General features: G+C 50.3%; 11 protein-coding genes. 4 read left to right on the forward strand and 7 right to left on the reverse strand.

The window, feature by feature from the left end; all coding sequences use genetic code 11:
• The first annotated feature begins 121 nt into the window (after positions 1-121).
• Positions 122-736: a CHAT domain-containing protein gene (locus H6G50_RS17180; protein WP_190718839.1), complete on the forward strand. Its 615-nt coding sequence runs from the start codon at positions 122-124 to the stop codon at positions 734-736.
• Between the two features lie 79 nt (positions 737-815).
• Here H6G50_RS17180 and H6G50_RS17185 read toward each other — a convergent pair whose 3' ends face one another.
• Positions 816-6,332 (reverse strand): ATP-binding sensor histidine kinase, encoded by a 5,517-nt coding sequence (locus tag H6G50_RS17185; protein WP_190718842.1) that lies wholly within the window; start codon positions 6,330-6,332, stop codon positions 816-818.
• 118 nt (positions 6,333-6,450) lie between these two features.
• Entirely contained in the window at positions 6,451-11,877 is a 5,427-nt protein-coding gene (locus tag H6G50_RS17190; protein WP_190718844.1) for an ATP-binding sensor histidine kinase, read from the reverse strand.
• A 405-nt stretch (positions 11,878-12,282) separates the two neighbouring features.
• On the opposite strand from H6G50_RS17190, the gene H6G50_RS17195 reads away from it, so the two are divergent.
• On the forward strand, positions 12,283-12,816 hold the full coding sequence (locus H6G50_RS17195; protein ID WP_190718847.1) for a pentapeptide repeat-containing protein: 534 nt from the start codon (positions 12,283-12,285) through the stop codon (positions 12,814-12,816).
• Between the two features lie 77 nt (positions 12,817-12,893).
• Here the strand turns inward: H6G50_RS17195 and H6G50_RS17200 are convergent, their stop codons facing one another.
• From H6G50_RS17200 to rpoB, 3 genes are all read right to left on the reverse strand, one after another.
• Positions 12,894-17,030, reverse strand: a complete 4,137-nt coding sequence (locus H6G50_RS17200) for a DNA-directed RNA polymerase subunit beta' (protein WP_190718850.1) — start codon at positions 17,028-17,030, stop codon at positions 12,894-12,896.
• A 45-nt stretch (positions 17,031-17,075) separates the two neighbouring features.
• Positions 17,076-18,953 carry a DNA-directed RNA polymerase subunit gamma gene (locus tag H6G50_RS17205; protein WP_190718854.1) on the reverse strand — a complete coding sequence of 626 codons (1,878 nt, stop codon included), beginning with the start codon at positions 18,951-18,953 and terminating at the stop codon, positions 17,076-17,078.
• Positions 18,954-19,143: 190 nt separating this feature from the next.
• Positions 19,144-22,515: a DNA-directed RNA polymerase subunit beta gene (rpoB, locus tag H6G50_RS17210; RefSeq protein ID WP_190718856.1), complete on the reverse strand. Its 3,372-nt coding sequence runs from the start codon at positions 22,513-22,515 to the stop codon at positions 19,144-19,146.
• A 21-nt stretch (positions 22,516-22,536) separates the two neighbouring features.
• Between rpoB and H6G50_RS17215 the strand changes: the two genes are divergently transcribed.
• A complete protein-coding gene (locus tag H6G50_RS17215) occupies positions 22,537-22,695 on the forward strand; it encodes a hypothetical protein (RefSeq protein WP_190718859.1) in 159 nt (52 codons plus the stop codon).
• Here the strand turns inward: H6G50_RS17215 and H6G50_RS17220 are convergent.
• Both H6G50_RS17220 and rpsT read right to left on the reverse strand, forming a co-directional pair.
• Positions 22,666-23,457: a TatD family hydrolase gene (locus H6G50_RS17220; RefSeq protein WP_190718862.1), complete on the reverse strand. Its 792-nt coding sequence runs from the start codon at positions 23,455-23,457 to the stop codon at positions 22,666-22,668. The two genes, H6G50_RS17215 and H6G50_RS17220, sit on opposite strands and share 30 nt — an antisense overlap.
• A gap of 99 nt (positions 23,458-23,556) precedes the next feature.
• On the reverse strand, positions 23,557-23,850 hold the full coding sequence (rpsT, locus tag H6G50_RS17225; protein ID WP_190718865.1) for a 30S ribosomal protein S20: 294 nt from the start codon (positions 23,848-23,850) through the stop codon (positions 23,557-23,559).
• 293 nt (positions 23,851-24,143) lie between these two features.
• Here rpsT and hisD point away from each other — a divergent pair, with 293 nt between their 5' ends.
• The gene (gene hisD / locus H6G50_RS17230; protein ID WP_190718868.1) at positions 24,144-25,460 is read left to right on the forward strand and encodes a histidinol dehydrogenase; all 1,317 of its coding nucleotides are present in this window, start codon (positions 24,144-24,146) and stop codon (positions 25,458-25,460) included.
• The last annotated feature ends 42 nt before the right edge of the window (positions 25,461-25,502 follow it).

Below are 25,502 nucleotides of genomic sequence, written 5' to 3' on the forward strand. Positions count from 1 at the left end.
AGTCTCCAGGATTTTTTGACGAAACTCCGTCGAATAGGCTTTCATAATGGCATTTCTAACCTTCTCTTTGACTGTACCTCACTCACGTGAAAATTGCTATAATAACATTTCCGTCCTCGCAATGGGTCTTTCTAAAAGTGTTTCTGGGTTTAACTCTCTTCCGAATGTTCCCGACGAACTCGACGGGATTGTTAAGACGGATGACAATGATTCTAAAGGAGTCTACGCGGGGAGCGAATATCTCAACGAAGCGTTTGATTTTCGCACTTTACGCAATAACCTCAGAGGACATCAAATTCTTCATATTGCTACGCACGGCAACTTTCAGCCTGGACGACCAGAAGATTCGTATTTACTGCTAGGAACGGGCGACAAATTAGCCATTCCTGAAATCGCCAAATTGCCCGCTTTAAATGACTTGCATTTAGTGACCTTAAGTGCTTGCGAGACGGCACTAGGGGGAGAAGGAAACGATGGGGTAGAAATTAATAGTATAAGCTATTATTTTCTCAATCAAGGGGCAAAAGCGGTTTTGGCTTCGCTCTGGTTAGTGAACGATGCGAGTACGGCGCAATTGATGCAGGATTTCTATCAAAATTTGTCGCAGGAAATGCCGATAACGAAAGCAGAAGCGTTACGACAAGCGCAGTTAAAAATGTTGTACTCAAAAGCTTCGCTAAATTTTTCGCATCCCTACTATTGGTCGGCGTTTATTTTAATCGGCAATGGGTTTTAAATAGGGCTTGCTGAGCAAGTCCCGCTAGCTGACCTCACCTACGAATTATATTGACTTCAGGTGGCTGAAACTCAGGAACTTATCCAGTAATAGAGTGAGGTTGGAGAGGCAGATAGATGCAAAATTCGCTACCCTGACCTAATTGCGACTGAACTTCAAGTTTCCCGCCATGTTTTTCTTCAATAATTTGTCGCGCGATCGCAAGTCCTAAACCCGTACCTTTCCCTACGTCTTTGGTCGTAAAGAGGTAGTCAAAAATCCGAGATTTAAGATATTCGGGTAAACCCGTACCGTTGTCGGCGATCGAGATTTTTACTCCATTTCCTTCTACTTTTGTTTTAATGCTGATGCGATTCTGACAGGTTTTAATTTCGGCAAAGCTTCGTCCTAAATTAGACTCCTCTAACGCATCGATTGCATTAGCAATAATATTCATAAAGACCTGATTTAACTGTCCGGGGAAACAGGGAACTAGCGGCAATTCACCATAGTTTCGCTCGACTTGAATTGCCGGACGCAAATCATTCGCTTTGAGTCGATATTTCAAGATCAGCAGGGTACTGTCAATTCCTTCGTGCAGGTTGGCACTAACTTTGGACTGGTTATCGGCGCGGGAGAAGGTGCGGAGGCTGGTACTGATGGATTTGATGCGCTCGGTAGCCCCGAGCATGGCATCGAGTAGTCTGGGCAGATCCTCCATTGAGAATTCTAGATCGATGTCTTCGGCGTGGTCTTGAATTTCTGAAACTGCATTGGGGTAATGTTGATGATATAGGGCTAAATGTTCGAGTAAATCCTTCACATAGTCTTTGCCATTGTTAATACTGCCATTGAGAAAGCCGATCGGATTGTTGATTTCGTGGGCGACTCCGGCGACTAAATTTCCCAAGGATGCCATTTTTTCGCTTTGGACAATTTGTAATTGGGATTGTTCCAATTGTTGGACATAGTTTTGGGCTTGTTGATAAAGTCTGGCGTTTTCGAGAGAAATAGCGGCTTGGGTACACAGGAAATTCAGGATCGGGAGGCGATCGCGGGAAAATACGCCACGGGTAGAGCGATTTTCTAGGTAAACAATACCGCGTAAATTGCCTTGGTTGAGAATAGGCAAACACAATACGCTCTTAGGCTGATGGTGGCGCATATAATCGCTAATGACAGGCAGATCGGTGTCGAGATCGTCGATCGCAACTGTCGTCAAGGTATTCTTCACGTACTGAATCAGTTTGAAGGGAACGCTGGGATTATTCTCAAGCGGTGCAGATTGCAGCGCTTTTTTCACGTACTGAATCATTTTGACGGGAACGGTAGGATTATCCTCGAGGGATGCAGATTGCAGCGTGACTTGCTCGAGATTGGCGATGACTCGGACTTGCCATTGGTTATCTCGAGCCAACATTAAGGCACAGTAGTCAGCGCCAGAGTTTTCCAGCATTGTCTGGGTTAGGGTTTGCAGGAGTTCATCCAGTTCGATCGTCCGGGCGAGGGTCTGAGAGACTTGCAATAGGGTCGCAAAATCTAGGGTTTGGTTGATGCTGGAGGAACTTTGACCGGAGGTAGAATAGGCGGAGTAGGTCGGGGCAGAGAGACTCACTAAGGTTTCTAAAACGGTGAGGGGTTGGTTTGCTTTTTGTAGGATGGGTTGCAGGAGTTGGGGATAGCGTTGTTCTAAGTGGGTAATTTTGGCTTTGGCTCCCCAGCGGGCATAATTATAATAGGCTTCCTGCATATAGCCGCTCGCGACTTTCTCTTTGCCCCAAGCGAGGTAAAATTTAGCAGCCAGTTCGTTGGCGAGGGCTTCTTCTTGGATGTAGCGGTTGGCTTTCGCTTCAGCAATGGCGCGATCGTATAAGTCGATCGCGTCTGCACGATTTCCTAAAATTTGCTGCTGTTCTGCCTGAATTAGATAGCACCGATGCGTGAAGTTCATGGGGGCATGGGTTTCCCAATGACGCAGGCGATCGAGATCGGTGGCAATCGCATTGTTGGAGTCAGCCGTAGGTTCGGGTCTGTTGGCGAGCAGCGTCAGTGCGTGGTAGAAGTAAAAGACCGCATAAAATGCAATACCAATAATGCCCCCAATTGCCCCTTCAGCCGCTCGAGCGATTTCAAGGGCTTCTTGGGGCGACCCGAAATGGTAGGTCAAAATCAGTTTTTGGATATAGTATTTCCCAATGGAGTAAGTGTCTCCTGCTGCTTGATGTTGCGGCAATCGCAGGGTTTCATTGTAGACCGAACCAATCAGGTCTTTGGGCTGTGCCGTTTCGCCTAACCAATTCAGAACAGCTTGCTGTCCGATTTGATGAAAGTTGAGCGCAGTGGTTTGATTGAGTTGAGCGATCGCGTTGCCATAATATTGCATTTCGGTTTGCAATTGCACTAAGTCATTCCCAGCGGCATACGCCAGCAAACAATGGTTATAAGCACAGTAGGCAGCAAATTCTAAATCTCCAGTGTCCAGCCCCGCCTGATAGCCTTGACGCAGGGGTTCTAGCGTCTTTTGTAATGAACCCTGCCAGATGCGTGCAAAGGGATAAACGAGATTGAAAATTTTGGCTTTGAAGCGCGTCGCTTGCAATTTTTCCATTAAGACGATCGCAATATCCGCCGAACGATTGCCCGCAACAATTTCATTCTCAAAAGCACAAAGGATCAATCCGTAAGTCGCAAAAGCATACGATGTTTCCGCAGCCAGACCGAACGAGAGCGAAAGTTCGATTTGTTTCAAAACAATCAAAGGATAAAGGGCTGGAGCGCCAATATAGGCGGCTGAAGCCATGTTACTCAAAAGCGCGATCGCTGCTAATTTGCTCGGTTCTTCCATGAGTGGAAGTTCGGCGACATCTGCAATGGTTTCGAGTTGTTGTCGAATCCCTTTAAGGGCATTCGGTAGCATTTCCGAGGTGGGCTGTTCGGGTAAGATGACACCGAGGGTTTCGAGGGTATTGCGACCGACTTGAATCGCCTCAGAGAGTTGATTGCGAGCGATAAAAGATTGAATTTGAACTTCGATGGCTTTAATGCGATCGAGCGGATTCTTTACCTCTTGTAGAATGGTAGCGACGTATCGATCCACTTGCTCGAATGCCCCCACCAAACAGGCAGAATTTGCTGCTTCAACGTAGAGTTCAAGGGCGAATTCCGGTTGCTGCCAAACTCGATCGACAAGCTGCAAGGCGATTTCACAGTATTGAGCAGAGGCTGCATAAGCCGCTGAGAGTCGAGCTTTGCGAGCGGCATTCAAGTTAAGGCGAGCAATCCGATCGCGCTCGAGGGCCGTATCAATTCCCTCGAGACCGAGATTGAATTGACTGATAATGGTAAAGATTTGTTCGTCTAGGGAGGTTGCTGGAGTTTGTGCGAGTAAAAGTCGCCCAATGTTTAGGTGTATGCCTTGTTTTTGAGAATCTGGAATGAGGGAATAGGCGGCTTGCTGGACGCGATCGTGCAAAAATCGATAGACGGGATTGATACTATCGCGAACATCAGCTATCTCTATCTCTTCGGCTTGAAAGAACTTATAGATCTGAGTGGTAGGTACAATCAAGCCTTCTTGTAACGCTTTCCACAGGGCTGTCGCAGTCGCGATTTGCGATTGCTCGGAAACGATCGCTAAAGTCGCTAGATCGAACTGATTGCCCACGCAAGCGGCTAACTTCAAAACTTGTTGGGTTTCCTCTGGCAACTTCTGCAATTTCTGGGCCATAAATTCAACCACATCATCGAGAAGGGTGAGGGCATTGACTTGAGTCATGTCACATTGCCAATAGCCCCGCGCCGCTACGCGGATCCCTGCGGGATCGCGAGCAAAGGTAATGTATCCATCTTCATACAAGGCTTTAAGGAATTGCGTGGTGAAAAAGGGATTACCTTTAGTTTTGCGATCGACCAGTTGGGTCAAGGGTTGCGCCCGTTCTCGGCTGCAATTCAAGGTATCGGCAATCAGATGATTGGTATGTTCTGGGGTTAATGGAGTGAGGGTAATCGTATTAATGAGCGCGCCCGCTTTTTTCAGTTCCTCTAGGGTCAGCATCAATGGATGCGCGGGCGAGACTTCGTTATCCCGATAGGCCCCCAACATCAACAGATAGCCTTTACCCTTCATTAATAGCTCGATCAACTGAAGCGAAGCCAAATCTGCCCACTGCAAGTCATCGAGAAAAATAACTAAGGGATGTTCGGCGGCGGTAAAGACCTGAATAAACTTCTGGAACAGTAAGTTAAAGCGATTCTGCGCCGCCGTTCCCGATAGTTCCGGTGCAGGGGGCTGCGAACCGATAATGCGTTCTAATTCTGGAATCACCTCCGTCAACACTTGACCGTTTTCGCCCACTGCTTCTAAAATCTGCGCTTTCCATTGGGCTAATTGGGTGTCGGACTCTGAAAGCAGTTGTCCCATTAAATCGCGTAACGCTCGGACAAATGCAGATAGAGGGATATTGCGATTCAACTGGTCGAATTTGCCTTTGATGAAGTAACCTTTTTGCCGCGTGATGGGTTTGTGGACTTCGTTGACTAGGGCGGTTTTACCAATCCCGGAAAAGCCCGCGACTAGCATCAGTTCGACTTCCCTGTGTTCCTCACGGCTAAGGGGACATACCACCGGACTAGAAACTCGCTCAAAGGCATCAAGCAGGATCTGCACTTCTGCTTCTCGACCGTAGAGCTTTTCGGGAATGTTGAAGCGATCGCATACGTCCCGCTGTCCTAATTGAAAATCTGCGATCGCTCCTGTTTCTCGCCACTGCATCAAACACTGTTGTAAATCGTGCTTGAGTCCCAAGGCACTTTGATAGCGATCTTCGGCATTTTTTGCCATTAGTTTAGCGACGAGCGCCGCTACCATAGGCGGTACGGAAGCGTTCGCCCGATCGAGAGGTACGGGCATTTTGGCAATATGACAATGCACCAGTTCCAGCGGATCTTCTGATTCAAACGGCAGATGTCCGCTCGAGAGTTGGTACAACGTCACCCCCAAGCTATAAAAATCAGCGCGGTAATCAATAGCGCGATTCATGCGTCCGGTTTGTTCTGGAGACAGATAGGCTAGGGTTCCTTCTAAGATATTTGGATTTTGGATCTCTTGGGTTTCCTTGGGCAGCAAGGAAGCAATACTGAAGTCGATCAGCTTGACTTGTTTTGATTCTGGATGAATCAGAATATTGGCCGGTTTGACATCTTTGTGGATGACGCGATTGGCGTGTAAGTTGTGGAGGATGTCTGTCAGTTGCAACGCGATCGCCAGTACGTCTGTCAGGTTTAAGGGATGGGTTTGATGATACTCGCGCAGCGAAACGTCGCCAAAGTCTTCCATCACCAGCGCATAGCCGTTGCGGTACGCTTCTAAACTGTAAGGACGAATGATACCTGGAATGTTTAGGTTCTTAGCGATTGTATATTGATTGCGGAACTGTAACAAATCGTTGAAGGTCGGATAGTCTTGTTGCAGTAGTTTGACTGCGACAGACTGCTCGTCAACTAAGCGAACACCTCGGTAGACAACAGTTTTACTGCCACAATACAGAGTTTCCAATAGACGATAGCCGGATAGAGCAACGGTGGCACTCGCCGAGGCGTTCATCGGTACTTGCTTCATGGAATGCAATCTTAAGAGCGTTATACTTAATTAGACATCTCCTAAATCAATTATGAAGCGCTTTTCCGATACGGACAATAATCTAATTTTGTGAGAGGTCTATACCCGAAGAATTGCGCTAACGAACGGGCAAACTCAGAATAAATTCGGTTCCTTTGCCGACTTCCGATGTGACATCGATCGCTCCGCCGTGTTTTTCAACAATAATTTGCCACGCGATCGCCAGTCCTAATCCCGTACCTTTTCCGACAGTTTTTGTCGTGAACAGATGCTCGAAGATGCGATTTTTGAATTCTACCGCTATTCCGGGGCCGTTATCAGCGATTGTGATGTTTGCCCTTTCTCCTTCTAAGCGAGTCTCAATAGTAATGCGATTGGGATGGGTTTGAATTTCTGTCAAACTACGGCCTGCATTAAACTCCTCCAAAGCATCGATCGCGTTAGCAATAATATTCATGAATACCTGGTTTAGCTGTCCCGGAAAACAAAAAATTTCTGGGACTTGACCGTAGTTCGTGACGATTTCAATTGCCGGACGAATGCTGTTAGCTTTTAAGCGATGGCGGAGAATCAATAAGGTACTATCAATTCCTTCGTGAATATTAAAAAGTTGCTTGGCTTCGCTGTCGGAACGGGAGAAGGTACGGAGGCTTTTACTGATCGATTTGATACGGTTTCCACCGTCTTTCATCGCCTCGATCAACTTCGGAAAGTCCGAGCGCAGGTAATCAATATCAATTGCTTCTAATTCTTCTTCAATTTCTAAGCCCGGTTGAGGAAATGTTTTTTGATATAGGTCGATGATATCTAACAAGTTACTCATGTAATCTTGTGCAACATTAATATTTCCAATAATACAACCGACAGGATTATTGATTTCGTGAGCAACTCCTGCTACCAAGTTTCCTAAAGCGGACATTTTTTCGGACTGTATCAGTTGCACTTGCATTCCTTGCAGTTCTGCTAGGGTTTTTTCCAACTGTTGAGATTTATCGTGCAGTTGTTGGGTGTAAGTTTGGGATTGTTGGTAGAGTGTCGCATTCTTTAGGGAAATTGCCGCTTGGGAACACAGAAATTTTAATAACTCAACTCGCTCGCTCGTAAATGCACCATTTGTAATGGCGTTTTCGAGATATAATACACCAATAAGTTTGCCTTGATTCAGAATTGGCGTGCAAAATAAACTTTGAGGTTGATGTTTGATAAAATAGCGATCGCTCGCCATGCTCGGATAACTTTTAGAATCAGTTGTTACGGTTTCTAAAGTACGTTCTACATAGTGAATTACACTGGTTGGTAAATGTTGGCACTCATCAACAGGTTTAGGGAAAAAAGATAAGATAGCACGATCTACATATTTGATTACTGCTTGTAACTCCCCATCGCGATCGAGGAATAAAGCCGCTTTATCTGCCCCAGAGTTATCCACGACCACTTGCATTAAAGTTGCCAGTAGTTTTTCGAGATGGATTTCGCTATATAGGGATTGAGCGACTTTCAATATCGTATTAATATCGAGTAAGTTAGAAATAGAAATAGAACCACTAGAGACAGTTTGATGTAAGGGAACAAGGGTGTTAGATGAAGTGGTGAGGGGCGAGTTCTGCTCGCCAATCTGCATTCTTTGCAAAATTTGACTTAGCAGTTGGGGATAGCGAGTTACTAAGTCTTCTACCTTAGCTTTTGCTCCCCATTTGGCGTAGCAATAATAGGCTTCTTGCATATAGCCCGCTGCTACTTTTTCTTTGTCCCAATTGAGGTAAAATTTGGCGGCGAGTTCGTTGGCTAAAGCTTCTTCTTGAATGTAGCAGTTAGCTTTTGCTCCTTTGATGGCGCGATCGTACCAATCTCCAGCCTCATATAGCTTTCCTAAAACTCGGCATTTCTCCGCTTCCACTAAATCGTATTTATGTTGGTGATTCATGGGAGCGTGGTTTGCCCAATACTGCTGTAATGGCATTTGATTTTGGGTCGCGCGCTCTACAATTTCTAAGGTGCGATCGGAATCTCGATCGCATTTTCCCAGCGCAATCAAAGACTCGTAAAAATACAACGAGGCTTCATGGATTAACCCCGCACCTGCCATAAAATAGCGTCTGACTTCTAGGGCTTGGTTTTGGGCGCGATCGAGTTCCCCAAACCAAAAGCAAAGTATCATTTTGTAGAGATTAAAAGTATACAAACCCGATTCATCACGAGTAGACTGAAGTAAAGGGAGCAATTCTGTTTCTTGCAAAATTTCTCCTGTCAAACAGGTGGGATCCGGTGCTAAACCCAGTAAATTTGATGTCGCTTGCCAGCAGATACGAGCGTAAGTGGCTGTGGTCAATTGATTGAGTTGCGTCATCTCATGGCAGTAAGCGCGACTCTCTTTCTCCACAGTTTCTAGAGGCTGACCGCTCACAAAAGAATGTTGACAAAAACTGTGTCCGTTATGCCCAACGAACTCTAAGTTGCCAAATTCTAAAGCAGTTGCGTAACCTTCTTGTAGGAGAGAAAGCGTTTCTTTCAGGTGAGATTTGCGGTGCATCAAAAATACCGCTAACATTAACAATACTTCTGGTTTGCTGGCTTTAGCATCGAGTTTTGCAAGGATCTGAAGCGCTAAGGAACCATACTGTGCTGCGGTATCCACGGCTCTCAAAAAATTGCATAGAATGATGCCATAGTTTGTATAAATGTACGCCGAAACTGAGGTATTGCCGTACTGAATTAAAAACTTGACGGAGAAACAAACCAGTAGCGGATATAAGGGCGAACCCGAAAGAAAAGCGGGGGCCATAATGCTTTTAGCGATCTGGACAATACCAATGATTTTGCGATCGCTCATCTCGGGCAGGCGAACTAGATCGGCAATTTCGCGGTCTGCGATAAGTTCGTCTATCTCCTGAATAACCTGTTGAATATCTGCTGGTGTTGGTGATTCGGGAAAAGTTAGGCCAAGCTGTTCTAAAAGTCCTTGACCGATGGTTACGGCTTCAGCCAGCTTATTTTGAGAGGCGCTCGCTTGAATTTTAATACAGTAGACATTGATTTGTTCGACTAAAGAACGCGATCGCGCGATAACCGTCTCAATGAACTGTTCCATCGATTCCAAGTCACCGCACAGCATTGCTAATTCAGCGGCTAACTCATGGAACTCTAAACTCATTGCATATTGCCGACCCCAAGCATTTTCTCCCAGCAGGGACAATCCTTTGTTAGCATATTCGCGACCTGCATTATAAGCCGTAGTGCTTCGAGCTTTACGGCAGGCAATCAAATTGAGTTGGGCTAATTCATCGCGTTCTTTTTGCTGAGTAATGAAAGCAGTTCCGTAGTTTAATTGATTGACTAACTCAAAAATGCGTTCTTCCCTAGCGGCAGGGGAAATTTGTTGCAGTAGGAGTTGCCCGATTTGGTAATGAGCGAGCGCCCGCTCGGCTTCCGGAACCAGGGAGTAAGCGGCTTGTTGGACGCGATCGTGTAAAAACCGATAAGGAACTGCTATATTTTGAGTTGTTAATGTCTCTTCTGTTTCAGTTAAGAAAAATTTGTAAGTCTCATTAATCGGAAGAATTAATCCAGATTGCAAAGAACTCCACAATGCTCTAGCCGTTTCGGTTTCTGACTGCTCGCAAACAATTGCTAAAGTTTGAAGCTCGAATTGCGCCCCGATACAAGCTGCCAATTTTAAGACATCTTGCGTCTCAGCAGGCAGTTTTTGTAACTGAATCGACATGAATTCAACGATATCATCGGTCAAGATATGAAGTTTTACGCGAACGAGATCGCACTGCCAATAGCCCGCATTGATATCAAATTTTATAAAGTCATCATCATACAATGCTTTCAATAATTGGGTGGTAAAAAACGGGTTTCCTAAAGTTTTTTGATAAATGACTTGTGTTAAAGGCTTTGCAATTTCACAAGAGCATTTTAATGTTGCCGCAACCAATTGGTTAATGTGGGACAAAGCCAAGGGTAATAGCGTTATCTTGTCAATCGTAACTCCGACTTTATTTAATTCATCTAATGTAAAAGTTAAGGGATGAACTGGCGAGACTTCATTATCTCGATATGCTCCTAAAATCAATAAATATTCTGTATCTTTCATCAATAATTCTAGCAGCTTCAACGATGCCCCATCTGCCCACTGCAAGTCATCGATAAAGATAACGAGGGGATGTTCTACACTCGTGAAGACTTTGACGAATTTTTGGAAGAATAAATTGAATCGATTCTGAGCAGCACTACCCGTTAATTCTGTGACTTCTGGTTGTTTTCCAATAATCCGTTCTAATTCGGGAATAACTTCAACAATAACTCCCCCACTTTCTCCGACTGCGTTCAGGATTTTGGTTTTCCACTCCCACAGTTGTGCATCGGATTCTGAAAGTAATTGCCGGATTAAATCGCGGAAGGCTTGCACGAACGCCGAAAAGGGAATGTTGCGGTTCAATTGGTCGAATTTTCCCTTAATAAAATACCCTTTCTCTCGCACGATGGGCTTGTGGATTTCATTGATTGCTGCGGTTTTCCCAATCCCTGAATATCCCGCCACTAGCATCACTTCTGAGGCTCCTGCTGCTACGCGCTCGAACGCCTCCAACAATCTCTTGACTTCAGCTTCCCGTCCGTAAAGCTTTTCTGGGATGATGAAGCGCTCGCATACATCTCGCTTTCCTAACTCAAACTCATTGATGCTTTGATTTTCTTGCCATTGCTTTTGGCATTGTTCGAGGTCGTATTTTAACCCCAAGGCGCTCTGATATCGGTCTTCAGCATTTTTGGCGAGTAGTTTCAAGACGATGTGCGACAATTGCGGTGGAATGCTGGGGTTAATCTCGTGGGGCGCAACGGGCGACTGGGCGATGTGAGCGTGGACGAGTTCTAGGGCTTCTGGGGATTGAAACGGCAGTTGCCCGCTTAGCAGTTGGTAAAGGGTGACTCCTAAACTGTAGAAGTCGCTGCGGTAGTCTACACCTCGATTCATCCGGCCGGTTTGTTCTGGGGAGATATAAGCCAGGGTTCCTTCCAAGACGTTGGGATTCTGGATTTGTTGGGTTTGTTTGGGCAGGTTTGATGAGAGGCTGAAGTCTATCAGTTGAATTTGCCCGGTTTCAGGCTTAATGAGGATGTTGGCGGGTTTGATATCTTTGTGAATGATGCGTTCGGCGTGCAGTTGCTGCACAATCTCAGCGATTTGTAGGGCGATGTCGAGTTGAGAGGATAAGCTGAGGGGCTGTTGGTGGATGTATTGCGCTAGGGAGATGCTTCCGGTATCTTCCATGACTAGGATATAGCCGTTTTGCCCGCTTTCTAAACTAAGGGGACGGATGATACCCGGGATGGGAAGATTTTTGGTCAGGGTGTATTGGTTGCGGAATTGAAGCAGTTCCTGGAAACTGGGATAAGCGGCTCGCAGAATTTTGAGGATGACGCTTCGTTGGGTGGCGAGTTGTTCGGCGCGGTAGACGAGGGTTCTGGAACCGGCGTAAAGTTGCTCGATGATGCGATAGCCCGACAGGTTCGGTAGGGGAATTTCGGATATCGATGCAGTCATGAGGATTTAGGGCGGAGGATTAGCGTTAAGGTGAGTTGGCTCGAAATCTGAATTTAGGGGGTTGTCCTGAAATAATAGGGCTTTCAGCTTGCAGTATAATTGCGATTTTAGCCTCTGTCGAACTCACTTAGGGTTCGGCCTGTATCGGGTTGTTAATTTTAGAGTTCCCAAAAGGGCCTCGGAAATTTGGGAGTAAACGCCCTTTTTCTCTCAGCACTGAGAAAATCATACCCCGCCCGAGAAACGCTAAATTTGTTACAAATCTTAAAAAAAAGTTGAAAAAATTGGTCGCTGTGCCTTCGTGTGGCAATCATGGATTAGAAACCTCACCGATGAACTTGAGGCTACCTAAGCTAAAACATCAGCAAGTCGCCAGTAAGGGGGCGAGCCACACATTCAATTGATATGCGGAAGTTAAGTGAAGATAAATTGCTGACGGATTACCATTGCGGTCAACGAGACTTTACAGAGGTGAATCTTAGAGAAGCGGAACTATTTGAAGCCAAGCTATCTGGTATTAACCTCAGCCGCAGCAATCTCGAAAGTGCTTATCTCCCCTACGCTAACTTGACCGATGCTAAGTTGGAGCGCTCTAAGTTGCGAGGCGTACAACTTGCCAATGCTAAACTTTTACAGGTTAATTTAAGGGAAGCCGACCTATCGAGAGCCAATCTTTCTCGGACGAATCTGCGCCATGCGAACTTACGGGGAGCAGATTTATCGGGTGCTAATCTGTACGCAGCGGATCTGGGTTACGCCGACCTGAGTAATGCTAATCTCCAGAGGGCAAATCTTCAAAATGCCAATTTGGAGAACGCCAAGTTGCATCAAACCAAATTGCAAGGTGCTAATTTATTTCGGGCGCGGGGTGCGGACTTTTCTGAAGCGGAAACCGATGCGATTACTGTCTTTCCGGACGGCCATCACAACGTTGATTGAAGGTGAATTTATTGAATAGGGGCGAAAACCTTTCGCCCCTATCGCTAGTTGATTCTAGCAACCCGCCAGCTAAAAGGTTATTCCTCCTCGCTATACTCCTCGTCTAAGTATTCTTCGTCGTCGCTAAATACGTCGCCGAAGTTGTTATTGCTATAGGAGTCGTTAGAGTGATAGGCTCGGGCGGTGCGATCGTCTAACACCATATCCATGTCATCATCGACGTTCTGGAAGGAGCGAGCCGAACCGCGCATTCCGGGGGCATCGCCAGCGCCGCGCGCTCCGTAGTCCCGCAGCACGCTCGGAGAATCTAGCTCTGCCGCACCAAAATCCTCATCGCTACCGTACAGGACACTGGGATTGTCGGCGAAACCGCCTTTGGCATAGCGATCGCTATTACCATAGCTGTCGCCGCGAGCGTTGTAGTCGCCGCTATCGCCCTCGAAACTGCCGCCGTTCATCTCTTCGTGGGTGTTGAATCCGGTACCAGCCGGAATCAAACGCCCGATGATCACGTTTTCCTTCAAACCGCGCAGCCAGTCGGATTTACCCTCAATCGCTGCTTCGGTGAGGACGCGGGTGGTTTCTTGGAAACTCGCCGCACTAATAAAGCTATCGGTATTCAAAGATGCTTTGGTGATCCCCAAAAGAACGGGCGTGTAACGAGCGGGCGCGCCGCCAGTAATCCCCATTGCTTCGTTCACCTGCTCGACTTGCCGCAGTTCGACTAATTCTCCCGGCAGCATTGTCGTGTCTCCACCGTCATCGATGCGGACTTTAGAAGTCATCTGACGCACGATCGCTTCGATATGCTTGTCGGCAATATCGATCCCTTGCGACTGATACACCCCTTGCACGGCATCCACCAAGAAGTTTTGCGCTTTTTGCAAGCCAATTAAAGCCGCTTCGTAAACGCCCTTCTCTTCGCAATAATACTCAAAGAAGGTTTCTAAAATTTCGTGGGGGTTGGGCGGACCATCGGTTACGGGTTCGGCAACTCCAACTTCTTGCCCATCGACGACGATCGCGTTTTGTCCGGGGCTGAGCGGATAGTCGGCGACGACACCGCCAGCTTCAATAATCTTGACATCGACGATATCATCTTCGCCGTAAACCACTTGGGCGGTTCCGGGACGCTTCGCCAAAATACACGCTTCTTTAGGACGGCGAGCTTCGAGCAATTCTTCAATCCGAGGCAACCCTTGGATAATATCCCCAGTTTTAGAACGCTCGAAAACCAGTAGAACGAGGTTATCGCCGCGCTGGACGAGATCGCCATCGCCAACTTGCAAGATTGCACCGGCAGAGACGCGGTAGGGCCGCCCCAGGCGTAGGGAAAGGGTATGAACGTCGCTCGCTTTATCGGGGGTTTCGATCGCAACGATCTGTCCGGATTCGGGAGCGGTTACGCCGGGAACGATTTCGGTTCCGGCGACAACTAAAGAGCCAACTTTCAGCTTCGGACGTGCGGGCAGTTCGAGCGAGACGCGATCGGCGGATCGGGCGACGAGAACGCGACGAATCGCTTCTGCCCCGGCGCGAATCCCGCGTACTTCTCCGGCTTCCTTACATTTAATCTCCGTGCGAGCGACGACGGCTCCGGGGGGAATTTCTTGACCGTCTTCAACGAGGATACGGGTTTTCGTCCCGCCGCTGGTGGTGTCGGCTTCGACATCGCGACGAATCACTAAAGATTCGAGGATGACGATTTGCAACTGGTAAGTTTCGCCATCGCCGTCTTCGTTGGCCTCGGAGACGGGGAGTAGTTCGATATCGGCGCTCAAGCTGCTGGAATCGATAAAATCCTTGCGCTCTTGCGTTTGTTCGATCTCGAGGACGAGTTGGGTGCTGACGAGATCGACTCCTTCGACGGACTTGACGCGATCGCCGTCTTTATAAAACAGGCGTTGAATCGCGCGCAGCGAAATCGAGGGCCCCGTCGCCTTATTATCGATCGATTCTTGGGAGGGAACGTCGGGATGTTCGGAAACCACATACTCGATCGCCGGTCGCAGCAGCAGGGCTAAGCCTTCGGGAGTATCGACGTACTCGCCGTAACGCAGTTCTTCCATCACCAGTCCCGGTAAGACTTCCGTTCCCGGTTGCAGCAGTTGCCCGTCGGCTTCGACTAAAGGCGGTTCTTCAATCGGGTGCAGTTCGCCCGGTTTGATGGCGATTTCGCGTAAGATGTCGTTTTTCTGAACGACTTCTACCACCCCAGACGATTGAGCGTAGATATCTTTAACGACTTCGGTTCCTGCTTCAACGTACTGCCCTTCTTCTACCAACAACAGGGAAATATCTTTATTTACCTCGTGGCATTCTTCGGGAATCCAGAGCAACGAACCCCCTTGGGTGACTTCGTAGCCTTTATTAGCGCGTCCCGGCTCGTTGCGCCCGCGCCCTTTACTCGTTTCCAATCCGGCGTACTTAACGATACCGCCGGTTTGGGTGCGGTAGCGATCGTCGATCAGTTCGGCAATCACTTGGTGGTTGAGAACTTTGGTACCGGGGGTGGCTTTGAGCAAGAAACGCTGACCGCTTTGGGCATTGATGACGTAGCGGTTGTGTTCGCGCTGGACGATAGAGCGATCGAGTTGGACGGAGGCGGTAATGATTTCGATTTCGCGGCTGCCGGGATGCAGTCGCACGACTCCGCCGTGGAGGGTAATCAGTTTGGTCTGAGCGAGGACGGTTCCAGCTTCGACGCGATCGCCGTTTTTAACGACGGGTTCGGCTCCCGGCAGGAGGTTGTAAACGTCGCCGGACATGACCCAAAGCAAGCCACCGCGCTGGGCGATGTGGGTGACGTTCCCTTGGCGATCGGTTTTTTCTTCGCCGATCAAACCGGCAAACATGACTTCTCCGGCCAGATCTGCCGATACGTCTTTGGTTGCTTTTTCAGTCGAACCGCGTCGCTGCCGCAGGGCAACTTCAGCGAGCATTTGATCGTTTTCAACGGTATCGCCGTCGCGGACGAAGAGTAAGGAACCGGGGGTAATCGAGTAGGCGATCGCGTCGCTGCTTTTTTTCGAGCCTACGGGCATGAGTAGCATATCTCCTGCTACTTCCACTTGTTCGCGATCGTCGCCGTGACGGGTTCGCACCGGGCGAGTCCGCAGGTTCGGGCCGAACTTAATCGTTCCGGCGGCTTCGGCGCGCACGTTGCGGGCGACTTCACCGGTGAATACGCCCCCGGTGTGGAAAGTCCGCATGGTTAATTGCGTTCCGGGTTCGCCGATCGACTGGGCGGCAATAATACCAACGGCTTCGCCGAGATCGACCATGTGGCCGTGGGCGAGACTCCAGCCGTAACAGTGTTGGCAAACCGATCGCGCGGCTTCGCAAGTCAGCGGCGATCGCACCCAGACGCGATCGACGTGCTTGCCGATTTTCTTGGCTAAGGTATCGTCGATATCCTGGTTGCGAACGGCGATAATTTCGCCGCTTTGGGGATCGACCACATCCCGGGCGAGAATGCGCCCCAAGAGGCGATCGCTCAGCGGAATCAGGACGCGATCGTTATCCATCATCGCTTCCACTTTAATACTGCGTTCCGTACCGCAGTCGTTTTCCCGCACGATCACATCTTGGCTGACATCGACCAAACGCCGGGTTAAATATCCCGAGTCAGCCGTGCGCAGCGCCGTATCGACCAAGCCTTTGCGCGCCCCGTAAGAGGAAATAATATATTCCGTTACTGTCAGCCCTTCGCGGAAGTTGGTCTTAATCGGCAGCGCAATAATCTGCCCCTGCGGGTCGGCCATTAGCCCCCGCATCCCTACCAACTGACGAACCTGAGACAGGTTCCCCCGCGCGCCGCTGAAGGCCATCATATAAACGCTGTTGAGCGGGTTCGTGGCGCGGAAGTTTTCGACTACCTCATCTTTGAGCGCCTCAGAGGTACTGTTCCAGGTATCGATGACCTTCTGGAAGCGTTCGACCTCGGTAATATCCCCGGTGCGATACCGCCTTTCTGTGGTGCGAATTTCCGCTTCGGCGGCGGCGAGCATTTCCTTTTTCTTCGGCGGGACTTGCAGGTCGTCCACGCTAATCGATACGCCCGCTTTGGTGGCGTAGCGGAATCCTAAATCCTTCAAGCGGTCGGCCACTTGGGAAGATACGGCGCTGCCATAGTGGGTATAAGTCCAGGCAATCAGCCGTCGGAGTTGGCCTTTGTCAACAATGCGGTTGAAAAAAATCGGTTTTTTTGACATTTGCCCTTGTTAAGGTGAATGTAGAATCTTCGGGACGGACGGGGATTAACTCGCCAATGCCTCTTGAATGGTCTTGTTATAGATAATGCGTCCGGTGGTGGTGCGAATGTACTGAACGATGACTTCCCCGGAGGCTGTTTCGCGGACTTTACGGAATTCGTATTCCTTTGTTACCGTTCCGTCCTCATTTTCGGTCTTACTCACGAGCGTCTCTTCGCCATCGGGGGCTTCGAGTTCGCCGCTGTAGCGTACCCAGACGTAAGCGTGGAGGTCGAGTTCGTCGCGATCGAAAGCGCGCAGCGCATCGTCCAAACTTCCGAAATAGCGTCCCGCCCCTTTCTGTGCTTTCGGATTTTCTGCGGTGAGGTAATAGCACCCCAACACCATATCCTGAGACGGCGTAACGATCGGGCGGCCGGTAGCGGGCGATAAAATGTTATGGCAAGCCAACATCAACAACCGCGCTTCGGCTTGCGCTTCTAAGGAGAGGGGAACGTGAACCGCCATTTGGTCGCCGTCGAAGTCGGCGTTAAACGCGGGACAGACCAAGGGGTGCAACTGAATGGCACGACCGTCTACTAAAATCGGCTCGAAGGCTTGAATCCCCAAACGGTGGAGCGTCGGCGCGCGGTTTAACATCACGGGGTGTCCGGCAATGACTTCTTCGAGGACATCCCAAACCACGGGATCCGATCGCTGAATTAACTTCTTCGCTGCCTTGATATTGTTCACCAAGCCGCCTTTGATCAAGCGATGAATGACAAACGGCTGAAACAATTCGATCGCCATTTCCCGAGGCAAACCGCACTGATAAATATTCAAGTTCGGCCCAACGACAATCACCGATCGCCCGGAATAATCGACCCGTTTGCCGAGCAAGTTTTGTCGGAAACGACCCTGTTTCCCTTCAATAATATCGGAGAGGGATTTAAGCGGGCGGTTATTCGCTCCCACCACCGTGCGTCCGCGCCGTCCGTTATCGATCAGCGCGTCTACTGCTTCTTGCAGCATCCGCTTTTCGTTGCGAACGATAATTTCCGGTGCAAGAATTTCTTGCAATCTTGCAAGGCGGTTGTTGCGGTTGATCACCCGCCGGTATAAATCGTTCAAATCGGAGGTTGCAAAGCGTCCGCCGTCGAGTTGCACCATCGGGCGCAAATCCGGCGGAATTACCGGGATCGCTTCGAGAACCATCCATTCCGGGCGCGCGCCGGTGGCAATAAAGTTATCGATCACCCGCAAGCGTTTAATGAGCTTGGCGCGTTTCTGTCCTTTCGCTCCAGCAATTTCCTCGCGCAGTTTCTCGGCTTCTTCCTCGAGGTTCACTTCCTCGAGCAGGCGTTGAATCGCCTCGGCACCGATTCCGACTTCAATCCCTACCAATTCCGATTCTTCGGCGTAAAGCTGTTCTTCGATCTCCAACCACTGATCTTCGGTTAGCAGTTGGCGATAGCTGAGATTGCTGGCATTGCCGGGATCGAGAACCACATAAGCATTGAAATACACGATCTGCTCGACATCCCGCAGCGGCATATCGAGCAAAATGCTGAGATAGCTGGGAATCCCTTTGAGATACCAAACGTGGGTAACGGGGGCGGCTAATTTAATAAAGCCCATGCGATGGCGGCGAACGCGAGATTCGGTCACTTCCACGCCGCAGCGCTCGCAAACGATACCGCGATGGCGCACTCGTTTATACTTGCCGCAATGACATTCCCAATCCTTTGCCGGACCGAAAATGCGCTCGCAGAACAAGCCGTCCATTTCGGGTTTGAGGGTGCGGTAATTAATCGTTTCCGGTTTGGTGACTTCGCCCACGACTTGACCGTTGGGTAGCGTGCGCTCTCCCCAGCGGCGGATCCGCTCCGGGGAAGCCAGACCAATTTTCACGTAATCGAAGCGCTGTTCTGTTGGAGTTTTCATAAATCGATCGCAATCGGAATAGCCATTGAAAAATCAAACGTCGCACCGAGAACATCCTTGAAATTCCCAAGGGTTTCTGGAGCGGTGCCGTCGCTCGCCAGCTTTCTAAGTAAGGGCGAGCGTTTCCTAGGTCGGTCAAGGGAAGAATCGAGCCGGGAAGCGCGATCGCGCTTCCCCTCAAACGCGATCGTTAAATCTCGTCTTCTTGTAGATCCTCAGCCGTTAAAGATTCGTAGGTCGGACGGCTCGGAGCGCGGCGGCGATCGGTGTCCGCCATCAAATCCACCTCGAGATCGTTGGAGGTTCCATCATCGGCATTGTCTACTTTATGAACGGCAATGTCTAATCCTAACGATTGCAGTTCTCGCATCAATACCTTGAAGGATTCGGGCGTTCCCGGACGCGGAATCGGCTTACCTTTAACGATCGCGTTTAACGCTTCGTTGCGCCCTTGCATATCGTCGGATTTCACCGTTAGCAATTCTTGCAAGATATAAGCCGCACCGTAAGCTTCTAGCGCCCACACCTCCATTTCTCCAAAACGCTGTCCGCCTTGTTGGGCTTTACCGCCGAGGGGCTGTTGCGTTACCAAGGAGTACGGTCCAGTAGAACGGGCGTGAATCTTATCATCGACTAAGTGAACCAGTTTCAGCATATAAGCCATACCCACCGTAACCGGTTGATCTAGCGCCTCGCCGGTTCGACCATCGTAGACGGTAATTTTGCCAGCATTTTCGGGATCGAACACCCAATTTTTACCCAGCTTGTTACTCGCCTCTATAAGCTTGCCGTGGACGCTCAAACGAGACGCTTCTTCCCCATACATTTCGTCAAACGGGGTCATCTTAAAGCGCACGCCTAAGTTCTCGCCCGCCCAACCCAGCAGACATTCAAACACCTGTCCCACGTTCATCCGCGACGGTACGCCCAAGGGGTTGAGGACAATATCGATGGGGCGACCGTCGGGAAGGTAGGGCATATCTTCCATCGGCAGAATTCGCGAAATAATCCCTTTATTCCCGTGGCGACCGGCCATTTTATCGCCGACTTGGATTTTGCGTTTCTGGGCGACGTAAACGCGGACGACCATATTCGCGCCGGGGGGGAGTTCGTCGCCTTGTTCGCGCGTAAACACCCGCACGTCTACTACTCGACCTTTTTCGCCGTTGGGAACCCGCAGGGAGTTATCCCGCACATCCCGCGCTTTTTCGCCGAAAATCGCGCGCAGCAGTTTTTCTTCGGGGGGTTGGTCGGATTCGCCTTTGGGGGTGACTTTCCCAACCAAAATATCTCCGGCTTCGACCCAAGCCCCGACCCGGATAATGCCGCGTTCGTCAAGGTTTCTTAACGAATCTTCACCGACGTTAGGGATTTCGCGCGTCACTTCTTCGGGGCCGAGTTTGGTTTGTCGCGCTTCGATTTCGTATTTCTCGACGTGGATGCTGGTATAAACGTCATCCATCACCAAGCGCTCGCTAATCAGGATGGCATCTTCGTAGTTGTAGCCTTCCCACGGCATATAGGTAACGAGGATGTTCTGACCGAGGGCGAGTTCGCCGCCTTCGGTTGCCGAACCGTCTGCTAGCACTTGACCGGGAACGACGGGTTCGCCGATGTAAACCAGAGGGCGCTGGTTCAAGCAGGTATCTTGGTTGGAGCGCTGGTATTTTTGCAGTTCGTACTCGATTTCAATCGGCGCTTTGCTGCTGCCGTTATTCATCGAAGCGGTTACGCCTTCATCGCCTGTGGTTTCAAGAGCCGTAACTGAATCGGCATCCGATTCGTTAACTCGCACCCGAATACGCTCGGCATCGACGTAGGTAACGACTCCGTAGTGTTGGGAAACCACAACCATCCCGGAGTCTCGTGCGGCTTGGGCTTCGAGTCCGGTTCCGACGAGGGGGCGTTCGGGGCGCAATAAGGGAACGGCTTGCCGCTGCATATTAGAACCCATCAGGGCGCGGTTCGCGTCGTCGTGTTCGAGGAAGGGAATTAGGGAGGTTGCTACCGAGACGATTTGCATCGGCGAAACGGCGACGTAATCCACCTGTTCGGGGGTGGTGGTGGAGAATTCCTGCCGATAGCGCACTGGAACTTGCGGCCCTTGGATGTTTCCAGTTTCATCAACGCGCAAGTCTCCCGGCGCGACTTGCAAGTCGTCTTCTTCGTCGGCGGTGAGGTAAACAGCGTCTTCGTCGTAGCGAACTCGACCGTTCTCGACGCGATAGTAAGGGGTTTCGATGAAGCCGTATTCGTTGACGCGGGCGTAGGTGGCGAGCGAGCCGATTAAGCCTGCGTTGGGCCCTTCAGGGGTTTCCACCGGACAGATTCGTCCGTAGTGGGAGGGGTGAATGTCGCGCACGGCGAAGCCCGCCCGCTCGCGGGTGAGTCCTCCAGGGCCGAGGGCAGAGAGGCGGCGTTTGTGGGTCAACTCAGCCAGAGGATTGGTTTGATCCATGAACTGGGAGAGTTGGGAGGATCCGAAGAATTCTTTGATGGCGGCGACTAAGGGTTTGGGGTTGACCAAGGAGGCGGGGCTGAGGGAACCGGCTTCGGATACGGTCATGCGCTCGCGGATGATGCGCTCGAGGCGGTTGAGGCCGACGCGGACTTGGTTTTGCAGGAGTTCGCCGACGGAGCGGACGCGGCGGTTGCCGAGGTGGTCGATGTCGTCGGTGCTACCGGAGTCGAATTCGAGGTTGATGAGGTAGTCGATCGCGGCGAGAATATCAGTTGGGGTCAGGACGCGCATGGTGTCGGGGACGTTCAAGCGCAGTTTTTTGTTGAGCTTGTAGCGGCCGACTTTACCGAGGTCGTAGCGTTTGTTGTCGAAGAAGCGCGATTCGAGCAGTTGTTTCCCGCCGGAGACGGTGGGAGGTTCTCCCGGACGCAGTTTCCGGTAGAGTTCCATTAAGGCTTCTTCTTCGCTGGGGTTGCCTTCTTTGTCGAGGGTTTTTTGGTAGTAGTCGGGGTGGCGCAGCGCGTCGAGGATCTCGTTATCGGCCAGTCCGATGGCTTTGAGTAGGACTTGGGCGGAGAGTTTGCGGGTTTTGTCGATGCGCACCCACACGAGGTCGTTTTTGTCGGTTTCAAATTTAAGCCAAGCGCCTCGGTTGGGGATGAGGGAGGCGGAGTAGGTGCGGCGACCGTTTTTGTCGGTTTCGGATTTGTAGTAAACTCCGGGCGATCGCACGATTTGGTTGACGATGACCCGTTCTGCGCCGTTAATAATGAAGGTTCCGCGCTCGGTCATGAGGGGCAGGTCGCCGATGAAGACTTCCTGTTCGATGATTTCGCCGGTTTCGCGGTTGATCAGGCGCGTGGGAACGTACATTTGCACGGCGTAACTGGCATCGCGCCGTTTGGCTTCGTCTACGCTGTATTTAGGCTGGTGTAATTTATAGTTGTCGCCGATAAAGTGCAGTTCGAGCTTGCCGGTATAGTCGGTAATCGGCGAGAAACTGCTGAGTTCTTCGATTAGTCCGGTTTCGAGGAACCAACGGAAGCTAGACCGTTGAATTTCGATCAGGTCGGGAAGCAAATTATAGGTTAAGTTTGTCATAGTTCGCTCGCTCGGATTTGGATGCTTGAGTTTGGGCGGGGAGCGCTCGCAATTAAGCCATTCTTCTGGGGGAGGATTGAGGGCTGCCCGAAGGGTTTGCTTGCTGTCGGTTCTCTTTTTTTAGGGGCGATCGCGCGGTTGAGCGTTGAGTTAGGCTCGGGCGATCGCGAGATCGTCTAATCCAAAGAGTTTACAGGCATTGCTCGTGGTTTGGGCGGCTAGCGCTTCGAGGGACGTTCCCCGCAGTTCTGCTAATTTTTCCGCCACGTAGTAAACGTAGGCGGGTTCGTTGCGCTTGCCGCGTTTGGGATGGGGGGCGAGGAAGGGACAGTCGGTTTCGATTAACAAGCGATCGTTCGGAACGAGTCGGGCGGATTCTTGCACCGCGATCGCATTTTTAAAGGTGACAATGCCGCTGAAGCTGATATAAAAGCCCAGATCGAGAAACCACTGCGTTTCTTCCGGCGTTCCCCCCCAACAGTGCATGACACCGCGCAGGTTCGGATTGTCGATTTCTCTAAACAAGTTTTTTAGCGCTAATGCTGCCTCGCGACAATGAATAATGACAGGTTTATCGAGCGCCAGGGCAATGCCCAACTGCGCTCGACAAACCTCTTTTTGATGCTCTTCATTTTCAGCTTTATAGAAGTCTAAGCCGGTTTCGCCGATCGCGACCACGCGAGGATCCGACTTTGCTAGGGCTAAGATTTCGCCCTCGCTCCGATTCGTCCATCGCTGGGCATCCAACGGATGCAGCCCGATCGCAAAACGCATCTCGGTAAAGCGATCCGCTAAGCTTCGGATACTTTCAAACTCGCTCGGCTCGACGCAGGAGTGAACTAGGCCCACCACTCCCGCTTCTCGCCAGCGATCTTGAATCGCGTCCAACTCTTGCTGAAAAACTTCAAAATTGATGTGGACGTGGGTATCGATTAGCTGCATTTAGGATTTCGCATTTGCAATCGATCCGTTTGGGGGATCGCTATTGAGCACTATAACGAACGATCGCTGTCGGAAGCTAATATTCCCCCGCGATCGACCTCAAGAAGCGGGGGCTGCTTTTTTCAGCGCGCGAGCCAAGCGAGATTTCTTTCTCGCCCCGTTATTGGCGTGAAAGACTCCGCGCGCCACGGCCTTATCGATCTTCTGATAAGCTTCCGATAGCGATTCCTGCACTTGTTCGGATAACTCTGAAGTCGGGTTCGCTGCGTAGCGATCCACCCGCGTCAGACATTTCTTCATCAGGGTTCTCACTGATGATTTATAAGCTTTATTGCGCAGCCGATTTCTTTCGGCGATTTGAATTCGTTTGGTTGCAGATTTGCTGTTAGCCACCGTTTTTACTGCTCTGGAGAAAAATTAACTTGCGATCGCACAAACTTAAGGGAAAATATTATAGCACTGTTAATGCCATCCCAACAAGGTCAATTTAAGATCGAATCGGAAGGTCTTCTCGATCCTACAACATCAGATTCAACTTCGATCGCGCCAATCGCGCCTTCTGGCAAAAATCCGCGATAAGCTATAAGAGAGAGTAGGGGTTCGGGGCATTTTTCTTCCGCGAAGTTGAATCAAATGCCAGTTCCTCACTCACCAAGGGAAGTCGCGAGAATAGGCATTCTAACTCAATGCTGCGAATCATCACTCAAGAAGCTGAAGCCCGGTCGGAACTGCGTCGAATCAGCGATCGCGCCTACAGCGTCGAAATTCTTCATAAAGAAGCCACGGTTCGAGAAATCATTCAAACCGTGCAACGTCAAGGCGATAAAGCCCTGCTCGATTACACCCTCGAGTTTGACGGTCAGTCCCTCACGCGCGAACAACTGCGCGTCAGCGGCTCCGAACTCGACGCGGCCTATCAGCAGGTCTCCAAAGAATTGCTCGAAGCGATCTCCCTCGCTCGCGAGCAAATCGAAGCCTTTCATCGCCTGCGCGTTCCCAAATCTTGGGTGCATTTCGACGAAAACGAGGCGGTATTAGGCAAGCGCTATACCCCCGTCGATCGCGCGGGACTCTATGTTCCCGGCGGGCGTGCTGCCTACCCCAGTACGGTACTGATGAACGCCATTCCCGCAAAAGTGGCAAAAGTTCCTAAGATCGTCATGGTTACGCCGCCGGGAGAAAACGGCAAGCTCCCCGCAGCCGTCCTCGTCGCTGCCCAAGAAGCAGGCGTAACCGAAATTTATCGCATTGGCGGCGCGCAAGCCATTGCCGCCCTCGCCTACGGGACTGAAACCATTCCCGCCGTCGATGTCATCACCGGTCCGGGCAACATTTACGTTACCCTCGCCAAAAAAACCGTTTACGGAAAAGTTGGCATCGATTCCTTAGCCGGACCTTCCGAAGTCCTGATTATCGCCGATCGCCAAGCCAATCCCGTCCACGTCGCCGCCGACTTGCTCGCCCAAGCCGAACACGACCCGATGGCGGCTGCAATCTTAATCGCTACCGATTCCGACCTCGCCAGCAAAGTCCAAACTGAAGTCAGCAAACAACTCAACGATCATCCCCGCAAACTGCTCGCCGAAAAAGCCGTCGCCCACTACGGTTTAATTATTGTTGTCGATACCCTCGAAACTGCCGCCGAACTCTCTAACCTTTTCGCCCCAGAACACCTCGAACTCGAAGTCGAAGAACCCTGGGAACTTTTGGAGAAAATTCGCCACGCCGGAGCTATCTTTTTAGGTAATTCCACACCCGAAGCTGTAGGGGATTATTTAGCAGGCCCCAATCATACTTTGCCCACCTCCGGAGCCGCGCGTTATGCCTCAGCGTTGGGGGTAGAAACTTTCATCAAACATTCGAGTTTGATTCAGTATTCGCCCCAAGCTTTACAGAAAATGTCGAGTGCGATTCAAATCCTCGCGCGAGCGGAAGGATTGCACTCGCACGGCGAATCGGTGCGCTTGCGAATGGAGAATGAGTATGTCGATCCTCAAGAGTAGAATCAACCAAAGCTCGGTCTCTTAATTATGACTGCCCTGAAA

The sequence above is a fragment of the Oscillatoria sp. FACHB-1406 genome (genome assembly GCF_014698145.1).
Classification (GTDB): Bacteria; Cyanobacteriota; Cyanobacteriia; order Cyanobacteriales; family Spirulinaceae; genus FACHB-1406.

What these genes read in the sequence shown, in the direction of transcription:
- H6G50_RS17195 (WP_190718847.1), top strand. Translation starts at nt 12,283, where the DNA reads ATGCGGAAGTTAAGTGAAGATAAATTGCTGACGGATTACCATTGCGGT.
- H6G50_RS17185 (WP_190718842.1), bottom strand. Translation starts at nt 6,332, where the DNA reads ATGAAGCAAGTACCGATGAACGCCTCGGCGAGTGCCACCGTTGCTCTA.
- H6G50_RS17205 (WP_190718854.1), bottom strand. Translation starts at nt 18,953, where the DNA reads ATGAAAACTCCAACAGAACAGCGCTTCGATTACGTGAAAATTGGTCTG.
- H6G50_RS17180 (WP_190718839.1), top strand. Translation starts at nt 122, where the DNA reads ATGGGTCTTTCTAAAAGTGTTTCTGGGTTTAACTCTCTTCCGAATGTT.
- H6G50_RS17190 (WP_190718844.1), bottom strand. Translation starts at nt 11,877, where the DNA reads ATGACTGCATCGATATCCGAAATTCCCCTACCGAACCTGTCGGGCTAT.
- H6G50_RS17220 (WP_190718862.1), bottom strand. Translation starts at nt 23,457, where the DNA reads ATGCAGCTAATCGATACCCACGTCCACATCAATTTTGAAGTTTTTCAG.
- H6G50_RS17215 (WP_190718859.1), top strand. Translation starts at nt 22,537, where the DNA reads ATGCTTGAGTTTGGGCGGGGAGCGCTCGCAATTAAGCCATTCTTCTGG.
- H6G50_RS17200 (WP_190718850.1), bottom strand. Translation starts at nt 17,030, where the DNA reads ATGTCAAAAAAACCGATTTTTTTCAACCGCATTGTTGACAAAGGCCAA.
- rpoB (WP_190718856.1), bottom strand. Translation starts at nt 22,515, where the DNA reads ATGACAAACTTAACCTATAATTTGCTTCCCGACCTGATCGAAATTCAA.
- hisD (WP_190718868.1), top strand. Translation starts at nt 24,144, where the DNA reads ATGCTGCGAATCATCACTCAAGAAGCTGAAGCCCGGTCGGAACTGCGT.